We start from the raw sequence: 26,527 nt of genomic DNA on the forward strand, positions 1-26,527 counted from the left end.
TATAAGATATAATCCTTCCAAACGCCTCAGCTTTTGTCTTTGTACCAAATTCTTTGGTGGCAATGATTGGTTTCCCAATCGGCATTGGTTTGCTCTTCGACCATGGCTTTCAGGCTGTTAAAAGAAAAGTCAAAATATTTCAACAATTCATGTAAGTTGGTCCATTCACCGGTATCCTTTTGAGCAATTACCGTTTTGGCGATCACCTTTACATCAGTGACTCCGAAAACATTCTGGATAAACAACAATTCCACATCGCCAATATGGCTTATCAAAAACCCAACACTATTAAGAGATGGCAGAAGTCTTTTCTTTAGCGCTTCTTCTGTCAGTAGTGGCAGCTGATTGGTGAATCTTGTGCGACCTTCTTGCCAGAGTTCGAGAAGAATTTGGGTTGTGCTTTTCATTATTGTTAATTTGACGTTAAGCCCTCAAAGCCTTTCCTATTTCCACATTAAAAAATACAGCCTACTAATTAAAACGCTTTCAGACTTATTTATACCTGCAAAAGCACCTACTATTTTATTGGCCCCCTGCATGATTTTCTTCTTCAACTCCTCGGTAAACAATTCACGATGCTCGGTGAAGAACTTCTTGAAATTGAGGAAAGCCTCTTCCTTATCATATTGCTCTGCAAAAAGTTTTTTCAAAATTGCGAAGATAGTTTCAGCGCTGTCTAAATCATCTGCTGCAAAAGTCCAATCCTTATCTACCAGTTCTTTTATAACTTCTTTTTCTTCTGTCCTCACATGATTATCTACAACTGCCACTCCATAAAAAAGGTGAGCAATACTTTCGTAGAAGCCTGCAATATGATGCTCTATCTTTTTCATTCAGGAATTACCAGAAGAGGAAGTTTGGAATGATATACGAGTTTCTTTGACAGGCTTTTATGAAACAGCCTGTTTATCAAATCGGTTTTACGGCTCAAAATAGCAAGCAACTGGATTTTATGCTCAACAGCATAGTGCATAATTCCTGCTTCCAAGTCATCGTGAGCTATAAAATGATATTGGTGGTCAATGTTTTTCATTTGTGCCCCCCAATTCATCACTAAATCAGGATTGATAGAAACTTCAACTGGAACTTTATCCTTTGCTACATGTACAATATCAATTTCGGCTCCAAAAATCTCAGCCATGTTTACCAAAGCTTGTATGCCAGTTCGATTGCCTTGTTCAAAATCTGTTGCCAACAGTACCTTGGAAATGGAGTCGATGTGTGCATCTTTTGGAACCGCTAGCACAGGCACCTTAGTTTTCTTGATCACCCAATAAGTGTTGCTACCAAAAAAGGCTTCAACCTTATTGCTGCAGCCCTTTGTGCCCATTATAATCAAATCTACTTTTTCCTTTTTAGCAATGTCTAGCATTAAGTCCATCGAAATTCCTGTTTCCACAATAAAACGATGGTTTATTTTTCTTAAGTGAGGAAAGGCAATGAATAACCTATTAAAATCCGTTTGGACCTCTTCTTCATTACTGTCTAAAGTTTCCTTGTTAATGAAGAATAGCGCATCACCCCCCGCGGGTATAGGGTTGATATGGGTGACCAAAAGTTCGGAGTTAGTTCTCTCTGCTATCTCTATAGCCATTTTAAGGGCATGGTTGGCACAGTCAGAAAAATCAGTTGGGACTAAAATTTTATTGAAAGTCATCTTGAATCAGGTATAGTTAACAGAGGTAAAGTAGTGCGCATAACCGTTTTCTTGGTCACTCTCTTTTTAAAAAGATTACCAGGAAAATGATGCTTTCTTGCAATAAGAATAAGCAGTTCATTGCGGTGGTGTTCGAGATGCTGATCAATAGCATCCTCCACATCCAGTTTCTCTTTGATGAAGTAGTAGGAGTGGTCGGTTTGCCCAAAATATTCCACCACTTTGGCGGCTTCTTTTGTTTTCATTCTATTGAGTTCTGCCCATCCCTCTCCAATATGGAGAATTTGAATTTCTGCCGTAAACATATTGGCTAAAGCTTTAATAATACCCAGTGCGTCAATGTCTTCAATATGCTCAAAATCCGCAGCGAACAGTAAGCTTCTCAGTTTATGAAACTGAGCTTCTTCGGGCACAGCCAGTACTGGTATTTTTGATTTTTTTATAGCGTTATAGGTATTACTGCCAAAAAAAGCATCAACACGATTATCCGCTCCCTTGGTCCCCATTACAATGAGTTCTGGTTTCAGCTCTCTGGAAACGTTGGAAATACCATCAGTGATAAAGTTCATTTTGGTCAATAGTTGATGGCTCACTTTATTCAAGTCTGGCAACTTGATTTTTAATCGCTCATAATTCTCTTTCGCATTCTTTTCAAACTCATAAGAGATCTGTGGATGCAAATCCATGGTCATTTCAGCTGCTGGTACATGAACTGTGTAGCAGTGCAAAAGGCTCAGTTTAGCCTTGGCCTCTTTAGCCAATCCAATTGAATAGGCCAAGGCATTATTAGAACAGTCTGAAAAATCGATGGGCACAAGGATATTTTGAATTTTCATAATCTTAAGTTTGATGAAGTACGAGCAAAGGGGTCTTTGAGTGGTAGGCCATTTTCTTGGTAACGCTACCTTTAAAAATCAATTCTATTAGATTGTGCGATTTTGCCACTATAGCCAAAAGATCAATGTCGTTTTGCCCTATATATTCTTGCAAGCCTGCATCAATATGCTTATCTATTATATAATGGAAACTATGCTTGAGCCCCTTGAAATATCCATCCAATTTTTCGGCCTCTACTACCTCACTATCTTTGATAAGAGTGGATTCACTCACATGAAGTATGTGAACTTCTGCCTTGAAAACCTTGGCTATCTGCACTAATGATTGATAGGTTTCCTTACTGTTGGTTTGCTGATAATCTCCTGCCAACACAATTTTCTTGAATTCTATATTTTCTGAAGCCTCAATGGGGATGGCCAATACGGGGCAAGTTACGTTCTTGATTACCGTATATGTATTGCTCCCCATTAGAATACCCTTAATACCACTCGCCCCTATGGTTCCCATCACAATGAGATCTATATTTTCTGTAAGGGTAGCAGAAATAATTGCATCTTGAGGAAAAGCATGCTTTACACGAAACTCATGAGTCACATCATCCAAACCTTGTACCGCGGCCTTTATAATTTCAAAGGCCTCAATGGCATTTAATTCGGCCTCTCTGATCAGTTTTTTAGAATAGGCAGCAATGTTGGCGTCCGTATAGGCAGCAGGTTTTTGACAAGCGTTCATTATAACGAGCTTAGCCTCTGTTTTTTCTGCTAACCCAATAGCAAACCTCAGTGCTTTCACTGAGCACCCTGAAAAGTCTATCGGTACAAGAATTGTTTTCAACCTCATGATTTTAAATTTTTATGGCCGACCCGCTTTTGTTCTTGCTGAAATATGAACTACATCAGCTTAACTATGCGGATCGGCCATAGCCTCCACCTATTTTCATAGGGGATTACACCACTTTAATTTCCTTTTTGTTATTTTTTTTCTTTGCTTCCTCTTTTTTCGGAAGTGATACAATCAAAACTCCATTCTCATATTTTGCCTTGATTTTGTCGTCACTAACTGATGTGGGCAATTTAAAAGAGCGGGAAAATGAATTGTAACTAAATTCCTTACGAGTATAGTTGTCCTTTTTCTCTTCGGATTCTTCCTCTTTTTCAGAACTTATACAAAGCGTTCCATTCTCAATATTGATATGGAAATCTTCCTTGGTCATACCAGGCACTGCAAGATCAATGGTGAATTCGTTTTCACTTTCTTTTACATTGGCAGCAGGTACTTCGACAAATAATCCATTTCCAATTCTCGGTGTAAGATCAAAATTGAAAAAGTTGTCATCATCAAATAATCCTGAAAACAAGGTTGGTGTTTCAGGAAATAAGCGGGATCTTCTAGCTAACTGTGTCATTGTTTTGTCCTCCTTTTTTTATTAATAATTTTTAAACTTTACATGAAGTTATGGGAGTTTAAACTCTCATAAAATGACTGACATCAAGCTTATGGGTGACTTTTATCAGTGCATTCCATTAGGCATGCTTCATCAATATCCTTGATCAGTTTTTTCCATCATTTGAGGCTCCAAAAGTTTGAAAAATTCATCCAATTTGGGAAGTATAATGATTTCTGTCCTTCGGTTAAGGCTCCTTCCCTCAGCAGTTTCGTTTGAGGTTTTCGGAAGGTATTTGGATCTGGCTCCTGCTGTCATTCTAGCGGGGTTTACTTGATAATTGTCCTGCAATACTCTGACCACAGCCACGGCACGCTGAGCACTCAAATCCCAGTTGTCTTTTACCCCAACGAGGTTTTTACCAATGGCTACATTGTCGGTATGCCCTTCAATAAGAAGGTCTAAATCTTTATGGTCATTAACTACTGAAGCTATTTTCCCCAATACCTCCTTCGCCCTTGCGGTAATTTCAGAGCTGCCCGATTGAAACAGCATTTTATCGGATAAGGAAACATACACAACACCCTTTTTCACCTCAATCGTCACATCTTCATCATCAAACCTGTCCAACGATCTTTTCAGATTCATTACCAATATTAGATTTACCGAATCTTTACGCTGCACCGAAGCCGTCAACTCACGAATATATTGGTTGCGTTCCTGTAGGGCTTCCAACGATTTCTTAATGCTTTCTACCCCAGTTTTACTCACCACGGAGAGGTCAGCAAGTCGATCCAGCAAGAGTGTGTTTGAATTCTTTAAATAAATCAATTCTTGCTCCGCTGTTCTTGCCTGGTGCTGTGCCCCCATCAATTCTACTTCTTTGATCGAAAGCTGATTTTCCGTCTGACCAAGTAGATTTTCTAACCGTTCATATTGCTGTTGTTGTTCAGCCAACCTCTGTTCGTGCTGGGTAACTTGAACATTTAGGCCGTTTCTTGCACTTTCAAGTTCCGTATACTTCTTATTGCTAACACAGCTACTCAATAGCATGGTCAACACTACTGTGAATGCTATGCCAATTTTTGTTTTAGGTATATTTTTTTTCATGGCTCTATCTTTTTTCTTATGAGGAAATTTAGCCTCTACTTCATCCTATAGAAAGAATGTAAATCACTGGTTAATATGACTTTGATCAATGGGACTGATGTCAAGCAAGGGCTTGATCACTTTTAAAATCTGATCAAGATAAGTATGTATTTGATCTGTATTCGAAGCCCCACTTAAGGCGTCTATTCTTTTTATGGTAGAGCTGCCACTTCCCGAAGTAGTAAAGAAAAGAACGTGATCAGCAGCTTCAGCCCTAGAGGCAAAGAGGTTTATTTCCTTTGGCGCTTTTGAATATTCCCAAGTGTGGATAACTAGGATGGCATTCCAATCTTCTATGTCTATTTCTGGCAATACGGAAATGTCCCTTACTTCTAAGTAAACAGACTCATTTCTAAGAGAGTCTACGAGGCCTCCGACCAATTTATTTTTAAAGACGCTTCCTTGTGTAGCGATAAGAAGCCTGGCTTGTAAATCAGGAGTATTCACTTCAAACGGACTGGCTTCTTCCATTGAATATTTCACTCTATATATAACAGCAAAAATCAAAAAGGCCGCTAGCAATATTATAAGTCCTCTAAAAGGTTTTCTATACTTGTTCATCTGTGATAATCTTTAAATCTTTCTTCTAAAGAACCTATTCACCAGTGCTTTCTATCTAAATAACAGGTTCAATAAATTTGAAAAAATCGGTTTTTTTAAAGTGAATTTGCCCACGAATACCTCCAATTTTCTCTTCTATTTTGTGGTGATTTGTTCGGTAAGTTGCTTCATTCACCCTGCCTGTTTTCGATTGCAGTTGACTGGCCAAAGATTTCTCGTGTCCTTCAACTTCATTTTTAACTTCAAGTAAGAGTTCCTTAGAATAAAAAAGTATGAAGTTCTGAAACTGTTCGATCTTCTTTTTATCATCAATACTCTTGAAGTCTTTAGCATGATTACCTAATAGCTTTTGAAAGAAGCTCAACTCAACTTGCCATAACTCGATTTCTGAAAGCCAGTTCTTGCTTTCATGATGGAGGTCTTCCAAACCGAGTTCCAATAGATACTTACCTGAAGATTGTTTTAGATTTGTCATTTTTTTAGTTTAAAGATTGATTAAGAACTGTATAGGTTTCTATTTGATATAAAGCCACTTGCTGGTTTTGCGGACTTCCGTTCATTCTCACCAGATGATAAGCAAGTGACGAGAGTTTATAGTCTCTATAAATTTGGCTAAACTCTCCTCTGAAAGTGATTCTAATATGATTCTCCATAGCAACATGAGCGGTAATCAGAATTGTCTGGACTCTATCCAATACTTTTTCAAATTCCCCCAAGTTATTGTAGCCGTTTTTTTCGAGTATGTCGGAGGCATAATAGCGGAGTTCTACTTCCTGCATTTGATCTCTGAACCTTTGTAAAGGCTCAGAAATCTCACTAAAACCGAAAATAAGAACTGAAGCCTCCATAACCACCGTTTTAAGCATTGAGAAACATTGAAAATTGTTACACAAAGCTAGTTTACCCAAAGCTTTACAACCATGACCTGTATCAGAGTACAGAATGATTCTGGTCATTTGAAAAGGAAGTTTCAATTGGTTGATTCGAATATTGAAATGGTGCCCTTATCAGAATTAATTCATTTGGATTAAAAGGGGGTACCTTAAGAACATTAAGTATCAATTGAATGCTTGAAAATATCGACATCTGGAAGTTTGCTGCGGGCTTAGGGCTTTTTCTATTTGGCATGACCCAGTTAGAGAACGGTGTAAAAGAATTGGCTGGCAGGAGTTTTAAAACATTCATAAAAAAACATACCAAAAACAAATTCAAAGCAATATTTGGAGGCGCCTTGATTACGGCTGTTTTGCAAAGCAGTTCAGTGGTTTCCTTGATGCTGCTAGCTTTTGTTGGAGCTGGGGTCATTAGTATGAAGAGTGCTCTGGGGGTAATAATAGGCTCTAACCTTGGCACTACTTTTACAGGTTGGTTGGTAACTGCTTTGGGGTTTAAAATGGATATTCAGAATTTCGTGATGCCATTTATTGCCTTTGGGGCTCTTTTGGTAGTGCTCTTCCCTAAGCAGAAAACAGTCTTTAATTCTGGCTTACTAGTACTAGGCATGGCCTTTCTCTTTTTAGGACTCGACTTTATGAAAGAGAGTGTAATGCTGCTGGCAGAAACTTTTGATATCAGCTCATTTGCCAACTTCAAGCCTATTGTGTTTTTGCTAGTAGGGTTCGTCTTTACTGCCATTATTCAATCAAGTTCAGCCTCTATGGTGATTACTTTAAGTGCTTTACACGCTGGCATTATTGGCTTTGAGGCGGCCGCTGCCATGGTAATAGGCTCTGATTTAGGCACTACCATTACCGTGCTTTTGGGTAGCATATCTGGCACTGCCGCAAAAAAACGGGTGGCCTTAGGACATTTCTTCTTCAACTTGGCAACTGACACAATGGCCTTTCTAGTTATGAAATGGCTGATACTACTCATCACTGTTGTATTTGGAGTCACAGATCAACTTTTTGGGCTAGTCATTTTCCATAGTACTTTCAATATATTGGGCATCATCCTATTTATCCCTTTCATTAATCAGTTTGCCCGATTTCTTGAAAAGAGGTATAGCCAAGATGATCAAAGGGTCAGTCTATTCATTTATAAATCTACTGTTGACGTGCCAGAAGCCGCCCTAGAGTCACTTAAAAATGAAACCAAGCACCTACTTTCTCTGGTCATCGGCCTGTACGGGACTGCATTCCTTTTTGGAAAAGACCAAGAAAGCCGAAGATTTGTTAATGGATTAATTAGAAAAGTAAAAGTATCCTTTAAAGATCACTACAATAGTATAAAACAGCTACAAGGCGAAATGATCAATTTTTACAGCGACCTGCAAAAACAACAACTCGAGGAAACAGAATCTGCAAAACTAGCGCAGCTTATGTCGGCCATAGGCAATAGCCTTTATGCGGCTAAAGGAATTAAAGATATAGAAGACGACTTAGATACCTTTAGGAAATCGAGTCGAAGTGCCATAAACAGACTTTATGATGGTTATGCTGAGGCTAGCAAATCAATGATTCAGCGGTTTTTAGAATTACTTGATTCTGAAAATGAGCAGACCTACTTTGAAGAGCTCGGGAACCTACTGTTGATCATCCAAAAGGATTATGATGCCCTTTTATCTACCGTGTATGACCGATCGCACCGCAAGCATTTAGAGGAAGTGGACATTGCCACTGTACTCAATGTGAATAGGGAACTTTATGCTTCAAATAAGGCCATTATCATGGCCATGAAAGACTATTTACTGAGCCCAGAACAGGCTAGTGAATTCGAAAACCTACCTGCCTTTAGGTAGTGCTTTTCCTCAGCCTCTTATTAGATTTGGATTCTCTAATGGCAACAAATTCCAAAATATTTTCCATATTCAAAACCCCAAGGATGTCACCATCTTCAATAACTGGTATCAAAGCACCTCCTTTCAACACTGGGTTTAGCAGCAGTTCCTTCAGAGCTGTATCCGATGAAATCGAATCGGTACTAGGCTCCATTATTTCAAATAAGGTGGTACCTTCTTCATGCGTAGTGATTGCTTTTATGATCTGATTTCTGTTAATATTTCCCACAATCCTACCCCTGTCTGTAACCACAAAATGGGTGGATTGACTATTCAAAATGTTTTTAGCGGCATCACCCAGCGTGGTATCACCGCTCATAGTGGCAAAATCATGCATTACTATATCCTTAGCCGTATACCCCTCCAGCCAAATTTGAGAATGTACCATGGAAGACTCTGCTGAGCCAGCCAGTATAATAAACGCCCCTATAACAATGAGAAACGGATTATAATAAAGACCCCAAACAATAAAACCAACGGCTAATACCTGCCCCACTGCCACTGCTATTTTTGTAGCTTTTTCTCTGGGCTGAAACATGGCCAAAATAGATCTGAAAATTCTACCCCCATCCATTGGAAATGCAGGAATCAGATTGAAAAATCCCAAGGATAGGTTGACGACCCAAAGCAAGATGACAAAATTGGCCGCATTGACTGAAGTCATATCCAAGCTCAAGACAGAATGTATACTGAGTTGCGCTGCAAAGTAGATGATGGTAGCAATCACAAAATTGACTGCTGGACCCGCAATGGATACTAAAAACTCCTGTTTTGGGTTTTCAGGCAGTTTTTCGAATCTAGCCACACCACCAATCGGCAATAGAACAATATCTTTGGTTCTAAAACCAAATCTCCGCCCCACCAAAGCATGCCCAAATTCATGAAGTACCACGCACAAAAATATAGTAAGGATAAAAAGGATATGCCATCCGATCTGTGCTGCATTTTGCCCAGAAGAAAGCCCAACCAACACGATATAAGCAATCAGGATTAAGAAAGTCCAGTGAACGAAAACTTTGATTTTGGAGAACTGACCAAGGTATAAAGATCTTTTCATAGCTATTTATTTCACTAGCAATAAAGCTCACAAAGTCCATCATTAAAATGATCCACATCATTCACTAGTATGATTTGACATAGGAATCCGGGTGTGAATCTTTGAGGTGAGAAATAGCTGACACAAGTCATTTCGAACATTGATAGTCATCATTGAAGGCAGTGCACAGTTGAGCTAAGTTTGTTGAAACAATTCGTCCACTAAACCCAAAGAGATGAAAAAGCTCATAACTACTTTAAGTATTGTACTGCTGTTTTCTGGTTGTGCAGAACAGTTGTATCTGTCATCAGATTTCGATAGAACCGCTGATTTTAGCACTTACAAAACATATGCCTTGGCAAAGGATCAAGAAAAACCTGGGAATACAAGCCCCATGTTTGATAATGAACTGAATAGAAAAAGAATCAAAGAGGCGATTGAAAAGGAAATGAAATCCATGGGACTTGCACAGTCTGATTGGGAACCAGACTTACTAATCGATTTTCATATCACGATCGATCAGCAAACTGACTACATCGTTCATAATAATTATCCTTTCCGCTACCGCTATTGGCCCAGCTACGATGTCGCTTCCTATACTTTTAAAAAAGGAGCTTTAGTAATACACATAGTAGATACCAAAAAAGAACAATTGGTATGGCAAGGGGTAGGAAGCAAGAGGTTGGATGATGTGCCCCCCAGAGATTTAGAAGCAAAAATACAAGAGGCTGTTAAAGCCATATTTTCTCAATATCCCAATAGACGATGAAACTTAGTTGGCCAAAAAATCAAAGGAGCAAGGGGTTTTCAATAGAAGAGAACCCCTACTTAAACATTCCAAGCAAAAGTTTCAAAGTCTTTCGAAAGAATGGTGGCAAGCTCTATTCAGAAGGTGAAAAGCTTGATCATTTCTATCGGCTTATTGAGGGTGAAGTGCTTCTCACAAAAAAAGATCAATTGGGTAGAAATATCTTACTACTTAAGGTCAACCAAGAAGATCTTTTAGGGTTTCAAGCCATTCAAAACTCCAATGTTTCAACCCACACAGCCCACATCCACAAACCATCAAGGTTTATGAAAATTCCCCTTTCATTAGTGACTGCGCTACCTAATTTTCATGATAAGCTGATTCAACAGTTAGTTGCTCATTTAGATCAAATTGAGAAAGTGACCCTTTCTATATAGTGCTCTATGAAGCTAAAATTCTGTTGTTCCTTAACAACAGATCAAAATCATCCTCCAAATTTCTTATTTTTTGACCTACATGGACTATCTTCATTGACCTAACCGATCAAATAGTAATGCTTGAGTACCTAAAGGACGATTTTATATCCCCACTGATATTCAAAAATTCCGTTGAGGGTATTCTCGTGACCAGTAGCGATGGATTGATTGTTCAAGCCAACCCCAGTTGCTTAAAAACCTTTGGTTACTCATTTGATGAACTTATCGGCCAGCCCGTTGAAAAACTCCTACCAGGCAACCTTAGCACTGTACACCTTCAGCATCGTAAGAATTATGTGAAAAACCCTCAATTCAGGAAAATGGCTTCAGGTTTAGAACTCATTGGCTTGAACAAGGTAGGGAATGAGGTGCCATTGGAAATCAGCCTTAGCTATGTACATTCCAAGGTGGGTTTATTAGTGATTTGTTTCATTGTGGACATTTCCAATAGCAAAAAGCTAGAGCGTGAATTGAAAAAGGAACGCAAAATGATCCAGCAGTATTTAGAGGTAACCAGTTCCATATTTTTAATACTGAATAAAGATGAAACCATTGCTGTAGCAAATAAAGCTGCAGGTGATTTGTTGGGAGTATCTGAAAATGAACTGAAAGGCATGAACTGGTTTGATGAATTTATTCCAGAATCGGAACGTGAAAATGTCCGAAGCCTGTTTCACGAAATGATTGATAGCAAAACTGGCATCAGCCTTACAAATGAAAATCTAATAATTAACGCTCAGGGTGAACAGCGACTTATTGAATGGCACAATACCGTTTTGAAAGACAGGTTGGGAATGCCAGACGCCACCTTGAGCAGTGGTGTGGACATTACTGAAAAGAGAGCTCTGGAAAAAACGAGGAAAGAAGCCCTAGTGATGGGCCAAGAAAATGAAAGGCGAAGAATAGCGCAAGAGCTCCATGATGGCCTCGGCCAATCTATCTCGGCTATTAACCTCAACCTTAATGCTTTAGAGCCTGAATTAGAGGGATTTACTGAAAGATTTAAGGGGATATACAGCAATTTAAAAAGTAAACTTAATGAAACCATAGAAGAAGTTCGGTCCATCTCACGCAACCTGACCCCAAGGATCTTGGAGGACTTTGGACTAGGAAGGGCCTTGGAGTATTTATGCGATACCATTGATAAATCAACGCAAGTAAAGTTGAACCTGAGCCTTCATGGAGATTTATTGAATATTGATCAAAAAATAGCTTTGGGATTATACAGGATAATCCAAGAGCTAGTAAATAATGCCTTGCACCATGCAAACCCAAAAAACATTAACGTACATGTTACCAGAGACAAGTCGGAAATAATTGTTTTAGTGGAAGATGACGGTGGAGGTTTTGATCCCAATATGAAATTTTTTGGCTTAGGGCTGAGCAATATGCAGTCAAGAGTAGAAGTACTTAATGGCCAAGTGGAAGTAGATTCGAACGACAAGAGCGGCACCACCATTTCAATCACAATACCCATATGAATAAGATCAGGGTTTTTTTGGTAGATGATCACACATTGATCAGAGAGGGTGTCAAGAATTCTTTGACAAACTACCCCCATATTGAAGTCGTAGGGGAGGCAAAGGATGGTGAAGAGGCACTTAGTCGTTTAGCCCTGTGCGAAGCAGAGTTGGTGATTATGGATGTAAGCATGCCTTGTATGGGAGGGGCTGAAACCACCAAACTGATCATAGAAAAATACCCCAATACAAATGTAATGGTACTCAGCATGCACAACGAGGAGACCATGATCAGAGAAATGTTGAATGCGGGAGCTTTGGGCTATATACTGAAAAGCACCAATATGACAGAACTACTTGAAGCTATTGAAACGGTTTCAAAAGGCGAAATCTATTTCACTAAAGAGGTATCTGCCAATATCATGAAACAGCTGGTGAAAGGTAAGGCCAACAGCCAGTCTCAAAGTTTGGATAAACTCACCAAAAGAGAAATTGAAATCCTGAAATTAATTGCCGAAGAATTCACCAACCATGAAATTGCCGAAAAGCTTTTTATTAGCCCTAGAACGGTAGATACCCATCGTAGAAATTTAATCCAAAAGCTCCAAGCAAAAAATACCGCAGGTTTAGTACGCTATGCCATCAAACACAAAATCACTAAAGTATAAAACTCTTTTTACTGTGCAGCGGAAGAAAAACTCATTATTTTCATGAGTGATCTACGCATTTTTCTTAGAAATAAAATACGCCTTTTGCGTCTAACATAAACTGGGTTTTGGCATTAGCTTCGGGTATTCACACATCATAAAAATAAGGCCATGTATACCGTTGAATTAAAATACTCAGAAGAGCCTGCCGCTCCGCCCCACTTCTTAAAACTCTCATCTAACAGCTTTGAAGAAGGTGATTTTGACGAGAATTTTTATCAAAAAAGTCAAATGGTATTCCGAAAAGGAAACACACCTCGTGGCTTGTTTTATATTAAATCAGGCAGGGTCAAAATATATAAGCATGGCAGTGATGGGAAGGAACAAATCTTAACAATTGCAGCCGCAGGACGTTTTTTAGGTTACACAGATTTATTAGCTCAGCGCAAATATACCTCAAGCGCTATGTCTATTGAAGAAGCTGTGATTGTGTTTATTCCCAAAGAGGATTTCTTTAAAATCTTCAAATCAAATGAGGGTTCCGATTATTTCACCAACCTACTGTGCAAAGACTTGATAGAGGCTGAAAAAAAAATGGTCTCAATGGCCTATACACCAGTAAGGGGAAGGCTGGCAGAAGGTTTATTGGAGTTAGTAGACACCTATGAAGATCACGAGCATAAAATTGAGCTGAGCAGGGAAGATCTTGCCAATTTTATAGGCACGGCCAAGGAAACCGTTATTCGGTTGCTGTCAGAATTTAAGTCTGAAAAACTGGTTCAAATCCAGGGAAAGTACATCCAAGTGATCAACCCACAAGGGTTGAGCAAAGTCAACAGTTTATACTCTTAATTATCATGCTCGGATCCCTAAATAATTTACAGATTGACACACTACTGAGGTCAGAACTCATTGGCCGAATTGGCTGTAGTATTGATGGCAACACATACATAGTTCCTGTTGCCTATGTTTATGATGGTGAATTTATATACAGTTATACCCAAGAAGGCAAGAAAACGACAATGCTAAGAGCTAACCCATCAGTATGTTTTCAGGTAGATCACATTACAGACATGGCCAACTGGCAATCTGTGGTTGTCCAGGGGAAATTTCAAGAATTGGAGGGTGAAGAAAAGGAATCGGCATTGCAGCTATTGACCACCCGGTTGATGCCTATAAAAACTGGCGAAAGCAACCAACCCAAGTACGGTATGGAAAAAATCCACAGTCATGTAAAGCCCTTTACCAAATTTATCACCTATCGAATTCAGATTCTTGAACAATCTGGAAGGTTTGAGAAGGAATGAAGCTAATAGAGTGGTTTTGGTAAGAAAAAACTCAAATGAGCATTTCGTGTAACAACAAAAATCATTGCTATCGATGACTAAAATCATCGGTACTTTACGTTCGGTAAAGTACCTTTATATCATCAAGTAAGAGATAAAAGGCAGACTTTAAAACGTTAGGGTCAATAAGCAAGTCACTCAGAAATTTTGATCAGTAAGATGGTTGAAAGGGACAGTAAAAGGTTTGTTGGTTCAGAATTTGAAACATTTTCTTGCAAAAGGAAAAAGAGTAAAATAAAGCCTCAATAACAGTAGCTTGGCATTTTATAGGTTTCACGGAATTTGTAAAATGAAGTGGGTATTTACTTCTATTGAAGTAGCTGCCCACTTTTTGTTTGTTAAAAGGTAGGTAAAATAGAACCACCTTAGCCTTCAATACCCTAAGCATTGTGAAGAATTTTTGAAGGGTTGTGGAATCATTCAAAAAGACCATCAGGAGGTATCTATCTGTGATGAAATAAGGACATCAACTTTTTGAGGGTTCTGCCAGCATTTAAAGTCGAGTTTCTAGGTTAATTAGAAGGCACTTATTCGAATATACCATTTTCTTCAAAAACCCAAAGTTATCATGAGCACTGATATAAGTCATAGGCCTGATCTTAAACAAGGTGGATATTTGCATCAAATGACTTAAAGTTGAAATGCATCCACAGGTACAAACAGTAGAAGCAGTACTCAAAGAATTTGATGTTCAGCTGAAAGAAGGCTTGACCGACCAACAGATTGCCCATAGAAAATTGAAGTACGGGCCGAACATCATTGTACAAGCCAAAGCTCGCAGTGAATGGTCAATTTTTTTGGCTCAATTCAAAAATTCAATAGTATTTCTATTGATGGTCGCCTCCATGGTTTCTTTCTTTTTTGGAGAAATGGTTGAGTCTATGGCAATTCTGGCTGTGATTTTAATCAATGCCATTATCGGCTATATTTTAGAATCACAAGCGAACCGTTCCATGGCTACCCTAAAGTCACTTGAGCAGCCTAACGCCAAGGTAATTCGTAATGGGCTCCTTATGGATATACCCATGCAAGAGTTGGTCCCGGGTGACTTGCTATCCTTTGAAGCAGGCGATTTGATAGGAGCAGACGCAAGATTAATAACCATGGCCAGATTAGAGATTAATGAATCTCCCTTAACAGGTGAATCGGTTCCCGTAAGCAAGCAGACAATAGCCTTTGAAAGTGAAGTTGGGTTGGGAGACCAATCCAATATGGTGTTTCGCGGTACTTCTGTGACCAAAGGCAATGGATTGGCTGTTGTAGCCTTCACTGGTCAACAAACTGAAATTGGGCAAATAGCTTCCATGGTCGATGAAGCTCAGGCTGAGGAAATACCCCTCAACCAAAAGTTGAATACGTTCAGCAAAATGTTGATTTGGCTGACCATCATCATTATCATACCATTTTTGTCAATTGGCATTTTTCAGTCTAAAGACTTAAATCTGCTGGTTGAAACGGCCATTGCCCTAGCGGTGGCAGCCATTCCCGAAGGTTTACCCATTGTTGCCACCATTGCGCTAGCAAGTGGCATGTTAAGGCTATCGAAAAAAAAGGTACTGGTAAGAAAACTCGCTGCTGTCGAAACGCTTGGCGGAACCAATGTGATTTTAACAGACAAAACTGGCACACTGACGGAGAACAAACTTGAAGTCGATCAAATCGTGCTATCCAATAACACTCCTTCGTTTAGTAGTAGACTAAACGAAGTTATGGTGCTATGCAACAATGCGGCCATTAACGATAGTCATAAAGAAGTTGGAGATCCCGTAGAGATTGCCCTTTTGAAATGGATACAGGAAAAAGAACCTGGCAGCATTAGCCTCATACGCAATCAATGGGTAAAACTTGCTGAGTTTCCTTTCGAAAGTGAAACCAGAATGATGAGCACATTACACAGAAATGGCAGCTTATTTCAGGTTTCTGTCAAGGGTGCAGTGGCAGATATTCTTCGCCATTGTAAGTACTATGAATTGGATGGAGAAAAAAGGGCATTAAATACCCAGCATATCAATTATTGGCTTGAGAGAACCGAATCACTCTCAAAACAAGGGCTTAAGGTACTGGCATTTGCCTACCAGACTTTGAATGAGCCCGTTCTACAAACTAATCACTCCTTGACAATACTTGGCTTAGTAGGGCTGTTAGATCCCGCTAGGCCCGAGGTCTCGCTGGCCATTGCAGAATGTAAAAATGCGGGAATTAAAGTGGTGATGGTCACTGGCGATCACCCAGAAACAGCCAGGACCATTGCTCTCAGCATTGGGCTAACGAAGGATCAGAATGATGTAGTTGTTCATGGGCAAGACTTGGACTTTTCCGAAAAAGGGCAAAACAGCTTAAAGTTGTTGGAAGCTTCTATTTTCTCAAGGGTAACACCAGAACAAAAGTTACGCTTGGTTGAACTTTATCAATCCAAAGGGTATGTAGTAGCCATGACGGGCGATGGGGTAAATGATGCCCCAGCATTAAAAAAGGCAGACATCGGTATAGCCATGGGGCTTAGGGGCACACAAGTGGCGAAGGAAGCCGCAGACATGGTGCTGCAAGACGACTCTTTTTCATCCATTGTAACGGCCATTAAGCAAGGTAGAATCATCTTCAATAACATTCGAAACTTTGTGTTCTATCTATTGTCCTGTAACCTGAGCGAGATAATGGTGGTGTCTTTAGCTGCATTTTTCAATTTGGGTTCACCTTTACTTCCTTTACAGATTCTCTTCCTAAACCTGGTTACAGATGTATTCCCAGCTTTGGCATTGGGTATGGGGCAAGGAAACAAAAAACTGATTTTACAACAGGCAAGAGCGCTCAGCGAGCCCATTCTGACCAAACGTCATTGGAAGTCAATTATCGTTTATGCCCTCATTATTACCATTAGCATATTGGGGGCATTTTTGTTTGCCCTAAAGGTGAAAAACTATAACAACCTCGATGCCAACAATGTAGCATTCTTCACATTAGCTTTTGCACAGTTGGTTCATCCTTTTAATTTAATAAAGAGAGGTGAATCCCTATTGGGCAATGGTATTGTAAAAAACCTACACCTCTGGGCATCCATCCTATTTTGCTCACTTCTGTTGCTAGGAGCAAGTATGGTAAGCCCCTTCGACCAATTGCTAAACCTGCAGTCGATCTCTTTCCAGTTATTACCGATTATTCTGGTTGGAAGTATTTTCCCTTTATTGCTTATTCACACACTAAAGCTATCTAAGCTACTTGATTAAAGCATGTTCTGAGCAAAAATTGTTCGTCAAAGAAATTAACAGAGTTTTTAATATTTTGCCTAGCTAGATTATAAACAATGAGAGTCCGTTTTCAATCTCCCCTTTCATATCTATTTGGCCTAAACCCTATGTTTGGCTAACAAATAAGATCACAGGTTCGCCCCGAAGCTTCGGGGCTGTTCCCGCTACAGAGAAAGAAAAACCTGATCAGAAATGATCGGGTTTTTTTATGCCCTTTCGGCTATAATTGAGGAAAACAGGTCGAAGCGAGACGCTTCAACCAGTAGTTTTTTTTACACCTTTTGATTGAATATGCTGCGCCTTGAAATAGCTATTTACTCCCCATCCTCATCAGGCAACATTTCAATGTCCTGAATCAATACTTTTTTAGAGATGGCTTGGCCTGTGAGTGTAGCGGCTAATCCACCCATAGCGGTTTCTTTGTAGCGAGTTTCCATACTTTGGCCTACTTCGCCCATGGCTTCAACACATTCGTCTACTGGAATAACAGCATTTACATTGGCCAGCGCTATTTGTGCCGAACTGTTGGCAATAGCGGCTGCACTTGCATTTCGAACCACACACGGCACTTCAACCAAACCAGCAACAGGGTCACAAATTAAACCCAACATGCACTGAATGGTAATGGCCACCGCATTAAATACTTGGTCGATTGTTCCGCCTAAGCAATACACAATCGCACCAGAAGCCATGGCTGCCGCACTTCCAGTTTCCGCTTGGCAACCACCTACCGCACCAGCAATAGATGCTCGTTTTTCCATGATCAACGCAATACCTGCGCTTACTAAAAGCCCTTCATGAATTTTACGGTCAGGCACATCGTGTAACTCTTGGAAGGTAACTAGAACACCTGGGATAATGCCCGAAGCACCTGCGGTGGGAGCTGCTACAACGCGCCCCATGCATGAGTTCACTTCCTTGGCCGCCAGTGCTCTAGAAATCAGCACCTGAAACTCCCTACTCAAAACGGTTACAGGATGATTGTACACTTTCTTCGCTCCGTTATTGATCATACCTGAGCGCGAAGTCATATCTTCGGTGAGTCCCGTTTGTACGGCTTCTTTCATCACCGTATAAGCGTTATCTAAACTCGCCCAAATAAACTCTTCAGTACGTTGCTTTTGTTGCACCTCGTATTCAATTACGGGCTCAAAAAGCTTCATGTCGTTGGCCTCACAATAGGACTTCCAACCTTTAAAATCATCGAAAAGAAAGCTCATAACTGTATACCTTTTTTACAAAGCTAAGGGAATTTAAGCAAAGGATGGAATAAGTCTTGACTAAGCTAAAATGACATTCATTTGTGCTTTTCGAGAAACTCTCTAAAGGTCAATCGATAGGTTTGACTTACAGGGAGATACTCATTATTGAGTCTCACTTTGTCGCTTGCCACCAATTCAATATGCTGCGTATTGATAATATAGGATTGGTGAATTCTTACAAAGGCCTTTTGAATAAGGTCTTGCTCCAAATCTCTCATGTTCATCAGACTCATAATCTTTCGATTTTTCGTGATAAACATTACGTAATCCTTTTGACCTTTGATATAGAGTATGTCGTTCAGTTTTACTTTCACCAAATCTCGCCCATCCTTCACAAAAAGGAAGTCCTCTTGGGGTGAATTGTTTAAAGAAATGGCAGGTTTTTCAATTGGAAAAGAAGTGAATGCCTTATTGACGGCTTTTAAAAAACGGGGGAAATCGAAAGGCTTAAGCAGATAGTCGATGGCATCCAATTCGAAACCATCAATAGCATACTCGGCAAAAGCGGTGGTGAAAATGACTTTAGGCCGATTACCAAGCGTTTTCAGTAAATCAATTCCGCTAATGCCCGGCATTTTGATGTCCAAGAAAATTAAGTCCGCTTGATTGTGGTTGAGGAAGGAAAGTGCATCCAACCCATTGGAGAAATCGCCCAAAACAGAAAGCTGTGGAACTCGACTACAATAGTCTAGCAGCAGTTTACGAGCAAAAGGCTCATCATCTATGATTACGCAACGAATCTTCACGCTAAGTCTAAGCTAAGTGAAATACTGAACTTTTCCTTTTCTGGTCGAATTTCCAAGCGATGCTGATTCGGATAGCTCAACACCAATCGCCTTTCCACATTCTTCAAACCAAAACCCGAAGGCGCATCCTTTTCTTTCTGGGCAGAACTCACACTATTCTCAACCTCAAAAATCAGTTGTTTAGGAGTAGAAGAAAGCTTCACCTTGATCCAATTTTCGGTTTGTTGGTCGCTGATGCCGTGTTTGAAAGCATTTTCTACAAAAGGGATGAAAATCAAGGGTGTGATTTCTATTTGTTCATCTACCTCACTTGTGTCAAAACTCAATTCAAAGCGATTATTCAGCCTAATCCCTTCCAGTGCCAAATAGTCTTTGATATAGTTGATTTCCTTTGAAAGCGCCACTTTAGGTTTGTTAGAATCATAAATCATGTACCGCATTATGTTGGACAGTTTTACAATCACTTCAGTGGCCTGGTCACTTTTAATCTGCGTCAAATAACTTAGGTTGTGAAGCGTATTGAATAGGAAATGAGGGTTAATTTGTGCTTTCAAATAATTGAGCTCAGCGGTTAATTTCTGGTTTTCCAGTTCGCGCTTTTTGTTCTCCAATTCAAACCAGTCTACCGCAAACTTGATCATTCCCGTGAAAATCATAAAGCTCATTTCGTCCCAAAGTGTACTTACAAACCTTGTCCAACCAAAAGTTTCATAGTAATCGGAAGGCGAATACTTGATCAGCACGACATTTTCAGCCAATACTTGGAAGAACATTACCACAGCAATGGCCAAGACCAATTTGAGCAAGTATTTCTTAATGTTCTTATTTCTGAGCAGATCGGGTAAAATGAAAAAATAGTGGGTATAACTCAGAATAATATGAAAGAACATCGGTAAAGCGATCCGCACAAAGGCCGGTTCGGCAGGCATGAAAACTGTGAAGTCGTAGAATTTATAGCTGAAGAAAAGCAACCAAAAGCTGAAGTTCAGCCAAAAAATACGATTCCTTAAAAAGTTGGGTTTCATTAGCCCTAAAGTATCCATTTTCGATGGCTTTGAGAAGGACAGCATCAACTCTCGATCAAATAATCGATGATTGGTAAGTTTTAATCTACATCTCGGTTTCGACAACCTTAAAAGCATCTATTGTCGAATTTTTCATGGAGAGGATATATTCATTCCCCCTTTTAAAAAGAAAAATCGGTCTTTAGCATCCATGAAAAAGACAAAACACATTATAGTCATTATCTCCATGATTTGCTCATGGCAGTTAAATGCTCAAGTCGTTGATACCATTCGTGTTGGTGATCAGTTTAAAAAGATAGATCAATTGGAAATGGGCACAACCAAGGATATTATTTTCACGGAAATGGCCGGAGTTGTACGCTCCGTAAGCTTGAAAACTAAGTCCACTGAAAAAGTAAACATTAACGGCATCGACTACTTGGCCTTTAGGCATAGCTGGACCACAGGGAACCCTGAAACATCAGGTGATTTTTACTACCTCTGCGAACCGGAAACACTAAAGCCAGTTCAGCACATTAGAAATACCAAGCAAAATGGCAAAGAGGCCTTTAGCTTTCAGGGAATGAAGATTGTTGGATTAGATTCAGCAACAGACAATGCAATAAAAGGCTTAAATCTAGATTTGACTGAGCCAACTTATAACTGGGAAATCGACTTAGAGACCTATTCATTGCTCCCTATGAAAATGGGTTATGAGGCGGTCATGAATTTCTATCACCCGGGAGGATCCGCTCCCGGTTTTTATAACCTCAAAGTAATTGGTTCTGAAAAGCTATTATTACCCGATGGCAGAGAATTGGATTGTTGGGTTTTATTTACCGATTATGGCGGCACACAGCCCACAAAGTTTTGGTACACTAAAACGAAACAAAATTTTATAAAAATGGAAGGGAAATATAAGCAACTCACAATTCGGAAAGAGCGGATATTTTAGAACGAACAATTCCTATCTTTGCGGCATGGAATTGAAGAACGATCTGATTTTACGTGCTGCCAGAGGCGAAAAGACTGAAAGAACTCCAGTATGGTTAATGCGCCAGGCAGGTAGAATTTTACCTGAATATCGTGCAGTAAGAAATAGCCTTAGCGGATTCATTGAGTTGGTAAAAAACCCTGACTTAGCAGCTGAGGTGACCATTCAACCAGTCGATATTTTAGGAGTAGATGCCGCCATTATTTTCTCAGATATTCTCGTAATTCCAGAAGCCATGGGCTTGCCTTACGAAATGATCGAAAAGAAAGGGCCTTGGTTTCCTAATACGATAAAGTCTGAGGCAGACTTAAAAAACATCAGAATTGCAGATTCTTCTTCTGATTTGGGTTATGTGATCGATGCCATTAAAGTAACCAAAAGAGAACTGGCTGGCAGAGTCCCTTTGATTGGTTTTGCAGGTGCACCTTGGACGATTTTCTGTTACATGGTAGAAGGACACGGAAGCAAAACCTTCTCGAATGCCCGAAAAATGCTGTACACTCAACCTGCTTTGGCCGAAAAGCTAATGCAGATGATTACCGATAGCACCATCACTTACTTGAAAGCGCAAATTGAAGCAGGTGCCGATATTGTTCAGGTATTCGATTCTTGGGCAGGTATTTTACCCGCAGATCAATACGAACAATTCTCGATGAAATACATCCGTCAGATTTGTTCGGCCATTACCGAAGTTCCGGTAACCGCTTTTGCCAAAGGAGCTTATTTTGCCAGAAAATCTATGGCCACACTAGATTGTGAAACCATCGGGCTGGATTGGAACATGGACATCACAGAAACTCGCGAGTTAATTGGGCCAAATAAAACTTTGCAAGGGAATCTTGACCCTTGTGCACTTTACGGCTCTAATGCCGAAGTGGAGGCAGCCACTAAAAAGATGCTTGATGCTTTTGGACCAGACCGTCATATTGCCAATTTAGGGCATGGTGTTTACCCAGATATCGATCCTGAGAAGGTTAAGGTGTTTGTAAACACAGTGAAGGAATATTCTGCTAGATAGGTTATGGATTCTTTATCAAATCAATGAAACCCGCTAATTTCTTTCTGCTCACCAGTCGATTGAAGAATTGTCTTCGCTCCGTTTTGGGATGAATTAATAGTAGGGCCGGTAAAGTTCCTGTCCATTGCTTTTCTATTTCAGAATAGAAGGTTGAGTTTGGATGCTCCACAAAATAGAGTTGTTCGAGAATTTCAGATTTATCAGCCCTTTTTAAAGCCTTTTCTCGCCTGTCAGCTTCTTCTACATTGACAAAATAGAGGTTCAATTGGCAATTACATTCTTGCTCAAATTTCTGTAGAAGCTTCATTTCCTTAATACATGGGGCACACCAACTGGCCCAAAAGCTAAAGGCGTACACCTCATCTGGCTTTTCAGCTAAAATAGTATCAATACTGGAAGGGCTGAAATACTGTACTTCCTCCGTTTGGCCTTGTGCTCCAAGGGCCAAAAACAATGTACAGACGATGAAAATCAGGCGCATAAAGCAATTGGTTATCCAAATGACCAATCAGGTCAATTGACCTTCAAGTTATTCATTATGGTCAGATTGTTTTCTTTAGATTTATATGAAATCATATATAGATGACGTTTGACAAGTTAATTCTGATTGGCCTATGCTGGATTGGGGCATTGACCTCCTTGAAAGCACAGACCTGTTGCACGGGCGGAATCCCGTTAACGGGAGCCATCAACCTAAACCCCAGCACCCAAGGAATTAGGGCGGGTTTGACCTATGATGTCAATCGACTTTCTGATTTTGTACAAGGAGATCGGGTTTTGAACAACAGCTTTTTAAAAAGGGAAACCCGTTCTGTCATTACACAGGTAGATTTCTTTATGAGAGATAGTATCGGTTTTTCTGTGCTTATCCCATACTCCTATTTATCTGAAGAAAACACGCAAACGAAGACCACCTACAAAGCCAGCGGACTTGGAGACATCTCCGTTTGGGCAAACAAATTATTGCTGAACAGCCAGCGTTCAACGCTGGCCGTGGCGGTAGGCGTAAAACTACCGACTGGCGAAACCAACATCAAAGACGAAAGCGGCAATTTTGATTTACCCCTTTCTTTACAACCAGGTACGGGATCCATCGATTTTATGATGGCCAGTTTCCTTCAGTCGACCTTTAAATTTCGACCTTCATTAAGTTATTCGGCCACAGGTGTTTTTAAAGTAAATACTGTTGGAAAACGGTATGACGCACATCCTGAATACCGCTACTCCAATGAACTCGACTTTTACTTAGGGCTTTCTGAACAGATTTTATTGCTGAATCAGTTGGTTACTCCGCAAGTGCAATTGCGCTTGAATCGCTTTGGAGAACACATCCAAAACGGATTCGAAAACCCCAATACGGGTGGCTCTTGGCTCTATTTAGGCACTGGGTTTTCTTGGGCTTCTACTCAAAAACTGAGTTTGAGCTTTCGTGGCCAATGGCCCCTCTTAAGAACTGTGAACGGCTTTCAACTGACTACCACAGATAGGTTTTCATTGTCAGCATTTTATAGTTTTATTAAATGAGCTAGCAATGATTCAAAAGATGTAACCCAAACGTCAAATTGTTATTTCCCATTTTTCTAAATTTATAGGTATAGTGACATTAGTATGTTAATAAAGCAGTGCACATACATTTCAATAATTTTCTTGAGCACTTTTCTCTGGGCTTGTGGAGGAAATGATGCTCCTGAACCCTCATCGCCAATAGGTGGACCAACCACAAACAATAGTTATATCATTTCTGATACTTTTGAAGGAGAGAGTTACGTGGTTGTAGCATCGGGAGAGCAAGGCTTTATGGGTGCTTTTAAAGCAGAGCTTTCTGATGGAACTCCAGTTCAGTTAAGCGAATTATCTCAGGCTTGGCCCACTGTGCTCTTGGACGAAACAGGTACAGCATTCGACTTCCTCGGTAAAGCAATTTCGGGAGAAAGGGAAGGTAAAAAGCTCGTTTCAATGAATACCCAACTGGGCTATTATTTCAGTTTGAACGCCTATTACCCTTCTGTTATTTACCCAAGCCAAGTAATTGAAAGGCCTATAGTAAACAAAAGCACCTCGGAGTGGAGTATTGATCCAAGTTTTGTGTTCAGAGCGACTTTCCCCGATGCCATTCAGGCATTGAACAGCCCTACATTTGTTTCTGTGGACTTCAAGGATGCAATTGATGAGAATTTTTTTCTTGACCCAGAAGAAAGGGTTTTAGTGATACGAAATGGAAATGAAATCAAGGTGTACCCGCATAGAGTTTTGGACTGGCACGAAATCGTAAATGATCAAATCCTTGACGACAAAATTGTGGTATCCTACTGTCCTCTCACAGGAACGGGGTCTGTTTGGAATGCTCAATTAGGTGCTACAAGTGCCTCTTTTGGCGTTTCTGGTTTACTCTATAACAACAACCTCATTCTATTTGACAGGGCTACCAACTCCCTATGGTCGCAAATAGGAAAAGAAGCCATTAACGGCACACTTAAAGATCAGCCCGCCCAAGAATACGCTTATGAAGATTTAAAGTGGAAGGCGGTAGTTCCTCTCGTCACCGACTATAATGTGAAGGTAATGTCGCTTGAAATCGGACTTGGCTACGATTATGACATCTACCCTTATGGCAATTATAAGAATGATCAAGATCGGTTAAACCTGCCTGTAGCCTATAAAGACCAAAAAATCCCAGGTAAAGAAATTGTGCTTGGTGTGATCGTCAACAAAAAGGCAAAGATCTATCGGTTTTAATTTCCAATTAGCTCTAAAGTATTTTTCAGCCCAACCGCGCTTTTGGTAACCACTTTCAAATATCACTTGCATTGTGTTAATTGGTTAGTAAATCTCGACCTATGAAAAGACCTTACCAACTCTCTCTGCTGGCATTTATGCTTTTAGCCCTGTCGGCTTTTACTTTTAAAACCGATCAAGCACCTTCTTTGAAAGAAAGAATCATTGAACTCTCCAAGAAAGTGGAGCCTAAGGTGATTGAATGGAGACATCACATTCATGAAAATCCTGAACTTTCCAATCGTGAGTTTAAAACGGCTGCCTATATCACAGCTCATTTGAAGAGCTTGGGTATTGAAGTACAGGAAGGTGTAGCCAAAACGGGTGTAGTGGGGATTCTTAAAGGAGGAAAACCCGGACCAATAATGGGCTTAAGGGCCGATATGGATGGCCTCCCCGTTAAAGAAAGAGTTGATTTACCATGGGCATCTAAAATCATAGGCGAGTTTCAAGGTACGGTAGTCCCTGTGATGCACGCCTGCGGTCATGATACGCATGTGGCCATTTTGATGGGCGTGGCTGAAGTGCTTTCTCAAGTGAAAGCTGATTTAAAAGGCACCATAAAATTCATTTTTCAACCTGCGGAAGAAGGCGCTCCTGCTGGTGAAGAAGGTGGTGCTTACTTGATGGCAAAAGAAGGAGTTTTGGAAGGAATGGATGCCATTTTTGGTTTACACATTAATGCCCAAACCGAAGTAGGACAAGTGAAATATCGCCCAGAAGGAATTATGGCAGCCGTAAATAGCTTCGAAATCAAAATCAAAGGAAAGCAGACGCATGGTTCTACACCATGGACGGGCATTGACCCCATTGTAACGGCAGCGCAGATCATTAATAATGTTCAAACCATAGTGAGCAGAAGTATGCCACTGACGACCCAAGCAGCAGTGGTTTCATTTGGTAAAATTGAAGCGGGGGTAAGAAGCAATATCATCCCAGAAGAAGCCACTTTGGTGGGCACCATTCGTACTTTGGATGCGGACATGAGAGAAAGACTTTTCGAACGTCTTCGCACCATCGTAAAGAGTACCGCTGAAAGTAATGAGGCGGAAGCCACTTTGTACATTGATAAAGGTTATCCTATCACCTACAACGATCCACAACTCACCGCAAAAATGGCGGGTACATTTGTAGATGTAATGGGTGCCGAAAACGTGACACCCAACATGAATGCCATTACAGGTGCAGAAGATTTTTCATTCTTTCAGGAAAAAATTCCGGGGCTGTATTTCTTTATTGGTGGTGCGCCAAAAGGAGTGGATGCTGAAAAACAAGCACCTCACCATACGCCAGATTTTTATGTGGACGATGCCGGAATGCTAACAGGCATCAACTTATTGAGCAGAATGGTGGTGGATTATCCTGAGGTGACGATTTCGAAAAAGTAATCACAAATGAAGAAG

The 26,527-nt window shown here is 40.2% G+C and carries 28 protein-coding genes; 13 read left to right on the plus strand and 15 right to left on the minus strand.

What is annotated here, in order from left to right:
- Positions 1 to 26: 26 nt before the first annotated feature.
- From AWN68_RS05395 to AWN68_RS05440, 10 genes are all read right to left on the minus strand, one after another.
- A complete protein-coding gene (locus AWN68_RS05395) occupies positions 27 to 407 on the minus strand; it encodes a DinB family protein (protein WP_317038917.1) in 381 nt (126 codons plus the stop codon).
- Between the two features lie 36 nt (positions 408 to 443).
- Positions 444 to 833: a hypothetical protein gene (locus tag AWN68_RS05400; RefSeq protein ID WP_068412442.1), complete on the minus strand. Its 390-nt coding sequence runs from the start codon at positions 831 to 833 to the stop codon at positions 444 to 446.
- Entirely contained in the window at positions 830 to 1,657 is an 828-nt protein-coding gene (locus AWN68_RS05405; protein WP_068412445.1) for a universal stress protein, read from the minus strand. The genes AWN68_RS05400 and AWN68_RS05405 overlap by 4 nt, the downstream gene beginning before the upstream one ends.
- Positions 1,654 to 2,493, minus strand: coding sequence for a universal stress protein (locus AWN68_RS05410; protein WP_068412448.1), 840 nt, complete (start codon positions 2,491 to 2,493; stop codon positions 1,654 to 1,656). The genes AWN68_RS05405 and AWN68_RS05410 overlap by 4 nt, the downstream gene beginning before the upstream one ends.
- A 4-nt stretch (positions 2,494 to 2,497) precedes the next feature.
- Positions 2,498 to 3,334 carry a universal stress protein gene (locus tag AWN68_RS05415; RefSeq protein WP_068412451.1) on the minus strand — a complete coding sequence of 279 codons (837 nt, stop codon included), beginning with the start codon at positions 3,332 to 3,334 and terminating at the stop codon, positions 2,498 to 2,500.
- Between the two features lie 106 nt (positions 3,335 to 3,440).
- The gene (locus tag AWN68_RS05420) at positions 3,441 to 3,899 is read right to left on the minus strand and encodes an Hsp20/alpha crystallin family protein (protein ID WP_068412454.1); all 459 of its coding nucleotides are present in this window, start codon (positions 3,897 to 3,899) and stop codon (positions 3,441 to 3,443) included.
- Between the two features lie 132 nt (positions 3,900 to 4,031).
- Positions 4,032 to 4,988: an OmpA family protein gene (locus AWN68_RS05425; RefSeq protein WP_068412457.1), complete on the minus strand. Its 957-nt coding sequence runs from the start codon at positions 4,986 to 4,988 to the stop codon at positions 4,032 to 4,034.
- Between the two features lie 63 nt (positions 4,989 to 5,051).
- Positions 5,052 to 5,588 (minus strand): hypothetical protein, encoded by a 537-nt coding sequence (locus tag AWN68_RS05430; RefSeq protein ID WP_068412459.1) that lies wholly within the window; start codon positions 5,586 to 5,588, stop codon positions 5,052 to 5,054.
- A 55-nt stretch (positions 5,589 to 5,643) separates the two neighbouring features.
- A complete protein-coding gene (locus tag AWN68_RS05435) occupies positions 5,644 to 6,063 on the minus strand; it encodes a hypothetical protein (RefSeq protein WP_068412462.1) in 420 nt (139 codons plus the stop codon).
- Between the two features lie 4 nt (positions 6,064 to 6,067).
- The gene (locus AWN68_RS05440) at positions 6,068 to 6,436 is read right to left on the minus strand and encodes a hypothetical protein (protein ID WP_157716097.1); all 369 of its coding nucleotides are present in this window, start codon (positions 6,434 to 6,436) and stop codon (positions 6,068 to 6,070) included.
- 218 nt (positions 6,437 to 6,654) lie between these two features.
- Here AWN68_RS05440 and AWN68_RS05445 point away from each other — a divergent pair, with 218 nt between their 5' ends.
- Positions 6,655 to 8,328, plus strand: a complete 1,674-nt coding sequence (locus AWN68_RS05445; protein WP_068412470.1) for a Na/Pi cotransporter family protein — start codon at positions 6,655 to 6,657, stop codon at positions 8,326 to 8,328.
- Here the strand turns inward: AWN68_RS05445 and AWN68_RS05450 are convergent.
- Positions 8,321 to 9,424: a site-2 protease family protein gene (locus tag AWN68_RS05450; protein ID WP_068412473.1), complete on the minus strand. Its 1,104-nt coding sequence runs from the start codon at positions 9,422 to 9,424 to the stop codon at positions 8,321 to 8,323. The two genes, AWN68_RS05445 and AWN68_RS05450, sit on opposite strands and share 8 nt — an antisense overlap.
- Before the next feature lie 214 nt (positions 9,425 to 9,638).
- Between AWN68_RS05450 and AWN68_RS05455 the strand changes: the two genes are divergently transcribed.
- The 7 genes from AWN68_RS05455 to AWN68_RS05490 all read left to right on the plus strand — a co-directional run bounded on the left by AWN68_RS05455 (position 9,639) and on the right by AWN68_RS05490 (position 17,304).
- Positions 9,639 to 10,172: a DUF4136 domain-containing protein gene (locus AWN68_RS05455; RefSeq protein ID WP_068412476.1), complete on the plus strand. Its 534-nt coding sequence runs from the start codon at positions 9,639 to 9,641 to the stop codon at positions 10,170 to 10,172.
- Positions 10,169 to 10,588, plus strand: coding sequence for a cyclic nucleotide-binding domain-containing protein (locus AWN68_RS05460; RefSeq protein WP_068412479.1), 420 nt, complete (start codon positions 10,169 to 10,171; stop codon positions 10,586 to 10,588). The genes AWN68_RS05455 and AWN68_RS05460 overlap by 4 nt, the downstream gene beginning before the upstream one ends.
- A 116-nt stretch (positions 10,589 to 10,704) precedes the next feature.
- Positions 10,705 to 12,108, plus strand: coding sequence for a PAS domain-containing sensor histidine kinase (locus AWN68_RS05465; protein ID WP_068412482.1), 1,404 nt, complete (start codon positions 10,705 to 10,707; stop codon positions 12,106 to 12,108).
- Positions 12,105 to 12,755: a response regulator gene (locus AWN68_RS05470; RefSeq protein WP_068412485.1), complete on the plus strand. Its 651-nt coding sequence runs from the start codon at positions 12,105 to 12,107 to the stop codon at positions 12,753 to 12,755. Before AWN68_RS05465 ends, AWN68_RS05470 begins: the two co-directional genes overlap by 4 nt.
- Before the next feature lie 150 nt (positions 12,756 to 12,905).
- Complete coding sequence (locus tag AWN68_RS05475) at positions 12,906 to 13,586, plus strand: Crp/Fnr family transcriptional regulator (protein WP_068412488.1); 681 nt, start codon at positions 12,906 to 12,908, stop codon at positions 13,584 to 13,586.
- Between the two features lie 5 nt (positions 13,587 to 13,591).
- The gene (locus tag AWN68_RS05480) at positions 13,592 to 14,041 is read left to right on the plus strand and encodes a pyridoxamine 5'-phosphate oxidase family protein (RefSeq protein WP_068412491.1); all 450 of its coding nucleotides are present in this window, start codon (positions 13,592 to 13,594) and stop codon (positions 14,039 to 14,041) included.
- A 680-nt stretch (positions 14,042 to 14,721) separates the two neighbouring features.
- Complete coding sequence (locus AWN68_RS05490; RefSeq protein ID WP_068412497.1) at positions 14,722 to 17,304, plus strand: cation-translocating P-type ATPase; 2,583 nt, start codon at positions 14,722 to 14,724, stop codon at positions 17,302 to 17,304.
- Between the two features lie 335 nt (positions 17,305 to 17,639).
- Here the strand turns inward: AWN68_RS05490 and sdaAA are convergent, their stop codons facing one another.
- The 3 genes from sdaAA to AWN68_RS05505 all read right to left on the minus strand — a co-directional run bounded on the left by sdaAA (position 17,640) and on the right by AWN68_RS05505 (position 20,376).
- Entirely contained in the window at positions 17,640 to 18,545 is a 906-nt protein-coding gene (sdaAA, locus tag AWN68_RS05495) for an L-serine ammonia-lyase, iron-sulfur-dependent, subunit alpha (RefSeq protein ID WP_068412500.1), read from the minus strand.
- A gap of 77 nt (positions 18,546 to 18,622) precedes the next feature.
- A complete protein-coding gene (locus tag AWN68_RS05500) occupies positions 18,623 to 19,333 on the minus strand; it encodes a LytR/AlgR family response regulator transcription factor (protein WP_068412502.1) in 711 nt (236 codons plus the stop codon).
- A complete protein-coding gene (locus AWN68_RS05505) occupies positions 19,330 to 20,376 on the minus strand; it encodes a sensor histidine kinase (protein ID WP_172796037.1) in 1,047 nt (348 codons plus the stop codon). Before AWN68_RS05505 ends, AWN68_RS05500 begins: the two co-directional genes overlap by 4 nt.
- A gap of 172 nt (positions 20,377 to 20,548) precedes the next feature.
- On the opposite strand from AWN68_RS05505, the gene AWN68_RS05510 reads away from it, so the two are divergent.
- Both AWN68_RS05510 and hemE read left to right on the plus strand, forming a co-directional pair.
- Positions 20,549 to 21,292 (plus strand): hypothetical protein, encoded by a 744-nt coding sequence (locus AWN68_RS05510; protein ID WP_068412506.1) that lies wholly within the window; start codon positions 20,549 to 20,551, stop codon positions 21,290 to 21,292.
- A gap of 25 nt (positions 21,293 to 21,317) precedes the next feature.
- Entirely contained in the window at positions 21,318 to 22,349 is a 1,032-nt protein-coding gene (hemE, locus tag AWN68_RS05515; RefSeq protein WP_068412508.1) for a uroporphyrinogen decarboxylase, read from the plus strand.
- Between the two features lies 1 nt (position 22,350).
- Here the strand turns inward: hemE and AWN68_RS05520 are convergent, their stop codons facing one another.
- Entirely contained in the window at positions 22,351 to 22,830 is a 480-nt protein-coding gene (locus tag AWN68_RS05520; protein ID WP_068412511.1) for a thioredoxin domain-containing protein, read from the minus strand.
- A 101-nt stretch (positions 22,831 to 22,931) separates the two neighbouring features.
- Between AWN68_RS05520 and AWN68_RS05525 the strand changes: the two genes are divergently transcribed.
- The 3 genes from AWN68_RS05525 (at position 22,932) to AWN68_RS05535 (ending at position 26,512) form a co-directional block, all read left to right on the plus strand.
- Entirely contained in the window at positions 22,932 to 23,873 is a 942-nt protein-coding gene (locus AWN68_RS05525; protein ID WP_068412514.1) for a transporter, read from the plus strand.
- Positions 23,874 to 23,996: 123 nt separating this feature from the next.
- Positions 23,997 to 25,085: a DUF3179 domain-containing (seleno)protein gene (locus tag AWN68_RS05530; protein ID WP_157716098.1), complete on the plus strand. Its 1,089-nt coding sequence runs from the start codon at positions 23,997 to 23,999 to the stop codon at positions 25,083 to 25,085.
- A 101-nt stretch (positions 25,086 to 25,186) separates the two neighbouring features.
- Entirely contained in the window at positions 25,187 to 26,512 is a 1,326-nt protein-coding gene (locus AWN68_RS05535) for an amidohydrolase (RefSeq protein ID WP_068412519.1), read from the plus strand.
- Positions 26,513 to 26,527 lie beyond the last annotated feature (15 nt).

Source organism: Roseivirga echinicomitans, from assembly GCF_001592935.1.
GTDB lineage: Bacteria > Bacteroidota > Bacteroidia > Cytophagales > Cyclobacteriaceae > Roseivirga > Roseivirga echinicomitans.

Coding starts and splice junctions, on each gene's coding strand:
- AWN68_RS05425 (WP_068412457.1), bottom strand. CDS start 4,988: ATGAAAAAAAATATACCTAAAACAAAAATTGGCATAGCATTCACAGTA.
- AWN68_RS05440 (WP_157716097.1), bottom strand. CDS start 6,436: ATGGAGGCTTCAGTTCTTATTTTCGGTTTTAGTGAGATTTCTGAGCCT.
- AWN68_RS05415 (WP_068412451.1), bottom strand. CDS start 3,334: ATGAGGTTGAAAACAATTCTTGTACCGATAGACTTTTCAGGGTGCTCA.
- AWN68_RS05450 (WP_068412473.1), bottom strand. CDS start 9,424: ATGAAAAGATCTTTATACCTTGGTCAGTTCTCCAAAATCAAAGTTTTC.
- AWN68_RS05535 (WP_068412519.1), top strand. CDS start 25,187: ATGAAAAGACCTTACCAACTCTCTCTGCTGGCATTTATGCTTTTAGCC.
- AWN68_RS05520 (WP_068412511.1), bottom strand. CDS start 22,830: ATGCGCCTGATTTTCATCGTCTGTACATTGTTTTTGGCCCTTGGAGCA.
- AWN68_RS05470 (WP_068412485.1), top strand. CDS start 12,105: ATGAATAAGATCAGGGTTTTTTTGGTAGATGATCACACATTGATCAGA.
- AWN68_RS05430 (WP_068412459.1), bottom strand. CDS start 5,588: ATGAACAAGTATAGAAAACCTTTTAGAGGACTTATAATATTGCTAGCG.
- AWN68_RS05460 (WP_068412479.1), top strand. CDS start 10,169: ATGAAACTTAGTTGGCCAAAAAATCAAAGGAGCAAGGGGTTTTCAATA.
- AWN68_RS05480 (WP_068412491.1), top strand. CDS start 13,592: ATGCTCGGATCCCTAAATAATTTACAGATTGACACACTACTGAGGTCA.
- sdaAA (WP_068412500.1), bottom strand. CDS start 18,545: ATGAGCTTTCTTTTCGATGATTTTAAAGGTTGGAAGTCCTATTGTGAG.
- AWN68_RS05445 (WP_068412470.1), top strand. CDS start 6,655: ATGCTTGAAAATATCGACATCTGGAAGTTTGCTGCGGGCTTAGGGCTT.
- AWN68_RS05435 (WP_068412462.1), bottom strand. CDS start 6,063: ATGACAAATCTAAAACAATCTTCAGGTAAGTATCTATTGGAACTCGGT.
- AWN68_RS05525 (WP_068412514.1), top strand. CDS start 22,932: ATGACGTTTGACAAGTTAATTCTGATTGGCCTATGCTGGATTGGGGCA.
- AWN68_RS05410 (WP_068412448.1), bottom strand. CDS start 2,493: ATGAAAATTCAAAATATCCTTGTGCCCATCGATTTTTCAGACTGTTCT.
- AWN68_RS05400 (WP_068412442.1), bottom strand. CDS start 833: ATGAAAAAGATAGAGCATCATATTGCAGGCTTCTACGAAAGTATTGCT.
- AWN68_RS05510 (WP_068412506.1), top strand. CDS start 20,549: ATGAAAAAGACAAAACACATTATAGTCATTATCTCCATGATTTGCTCA.
- AWN68_RS05420 (WP_068412454.1), bottom strand. CDS start 3,899: ATGACACAGTTAGCTAGAAGATCCCGCTTATTTCCTGAAACACCAACC.
- AWN68_RS05405 (WP_068412445.1), bottom strand. CDS start 1,657: ATGACTTTCAATAAAATTTTAGTCCCAACTGATTTTTCTGACTGTGCC.
- AWN68_RS05505 (WP_172796037.1), bottom strand. CDS start 20,376: ATGGATACTTTAGGGCTAATGAAACCCAACTTTTTAAGGAATCGTATT.
- AWN68_RS05475 (WP_068412488.1), top strand. CDS start 12,906: ATGTATACCGTTGAATTAAAATACTCAGAAGAGCCTGCCGCTCCGCCC.
- AWN68_RS05490 (WP_068412497.1), top strand. CDS start 14,722: ATGCATCCACAGGTACAAACAGTAGAAGCAGTACTCAAAGAATTTGAT.
- AWN68_RS05395 (WP_317038917.1), bottom strand. CDS start 407: ATGAAAAGCACAACCCAAATTCTTCTCGAACTCTGGCAAGAAGGTCGC.
- AWN68_RS05455 (WP_068412476.1), top strand. CDS start 9,639: ATGAAAAAGCTCATAACTACTTTAAGTATTGTACTGCTGTTTTCTGGT.
- AWN68_RS05465 (WP_068412482.1), top strand. CDS start 10,705: ATGCTTGAGTACCTAAAGGACGATTTTATATCCCCACTGATATTCAAA.
- hemE (WP_068412508.1), top strand. CDS start 21,318: ATGGAATTGAAGAACGATCTGATTTTACGTGCTGCCAGAGGCGAAAAG.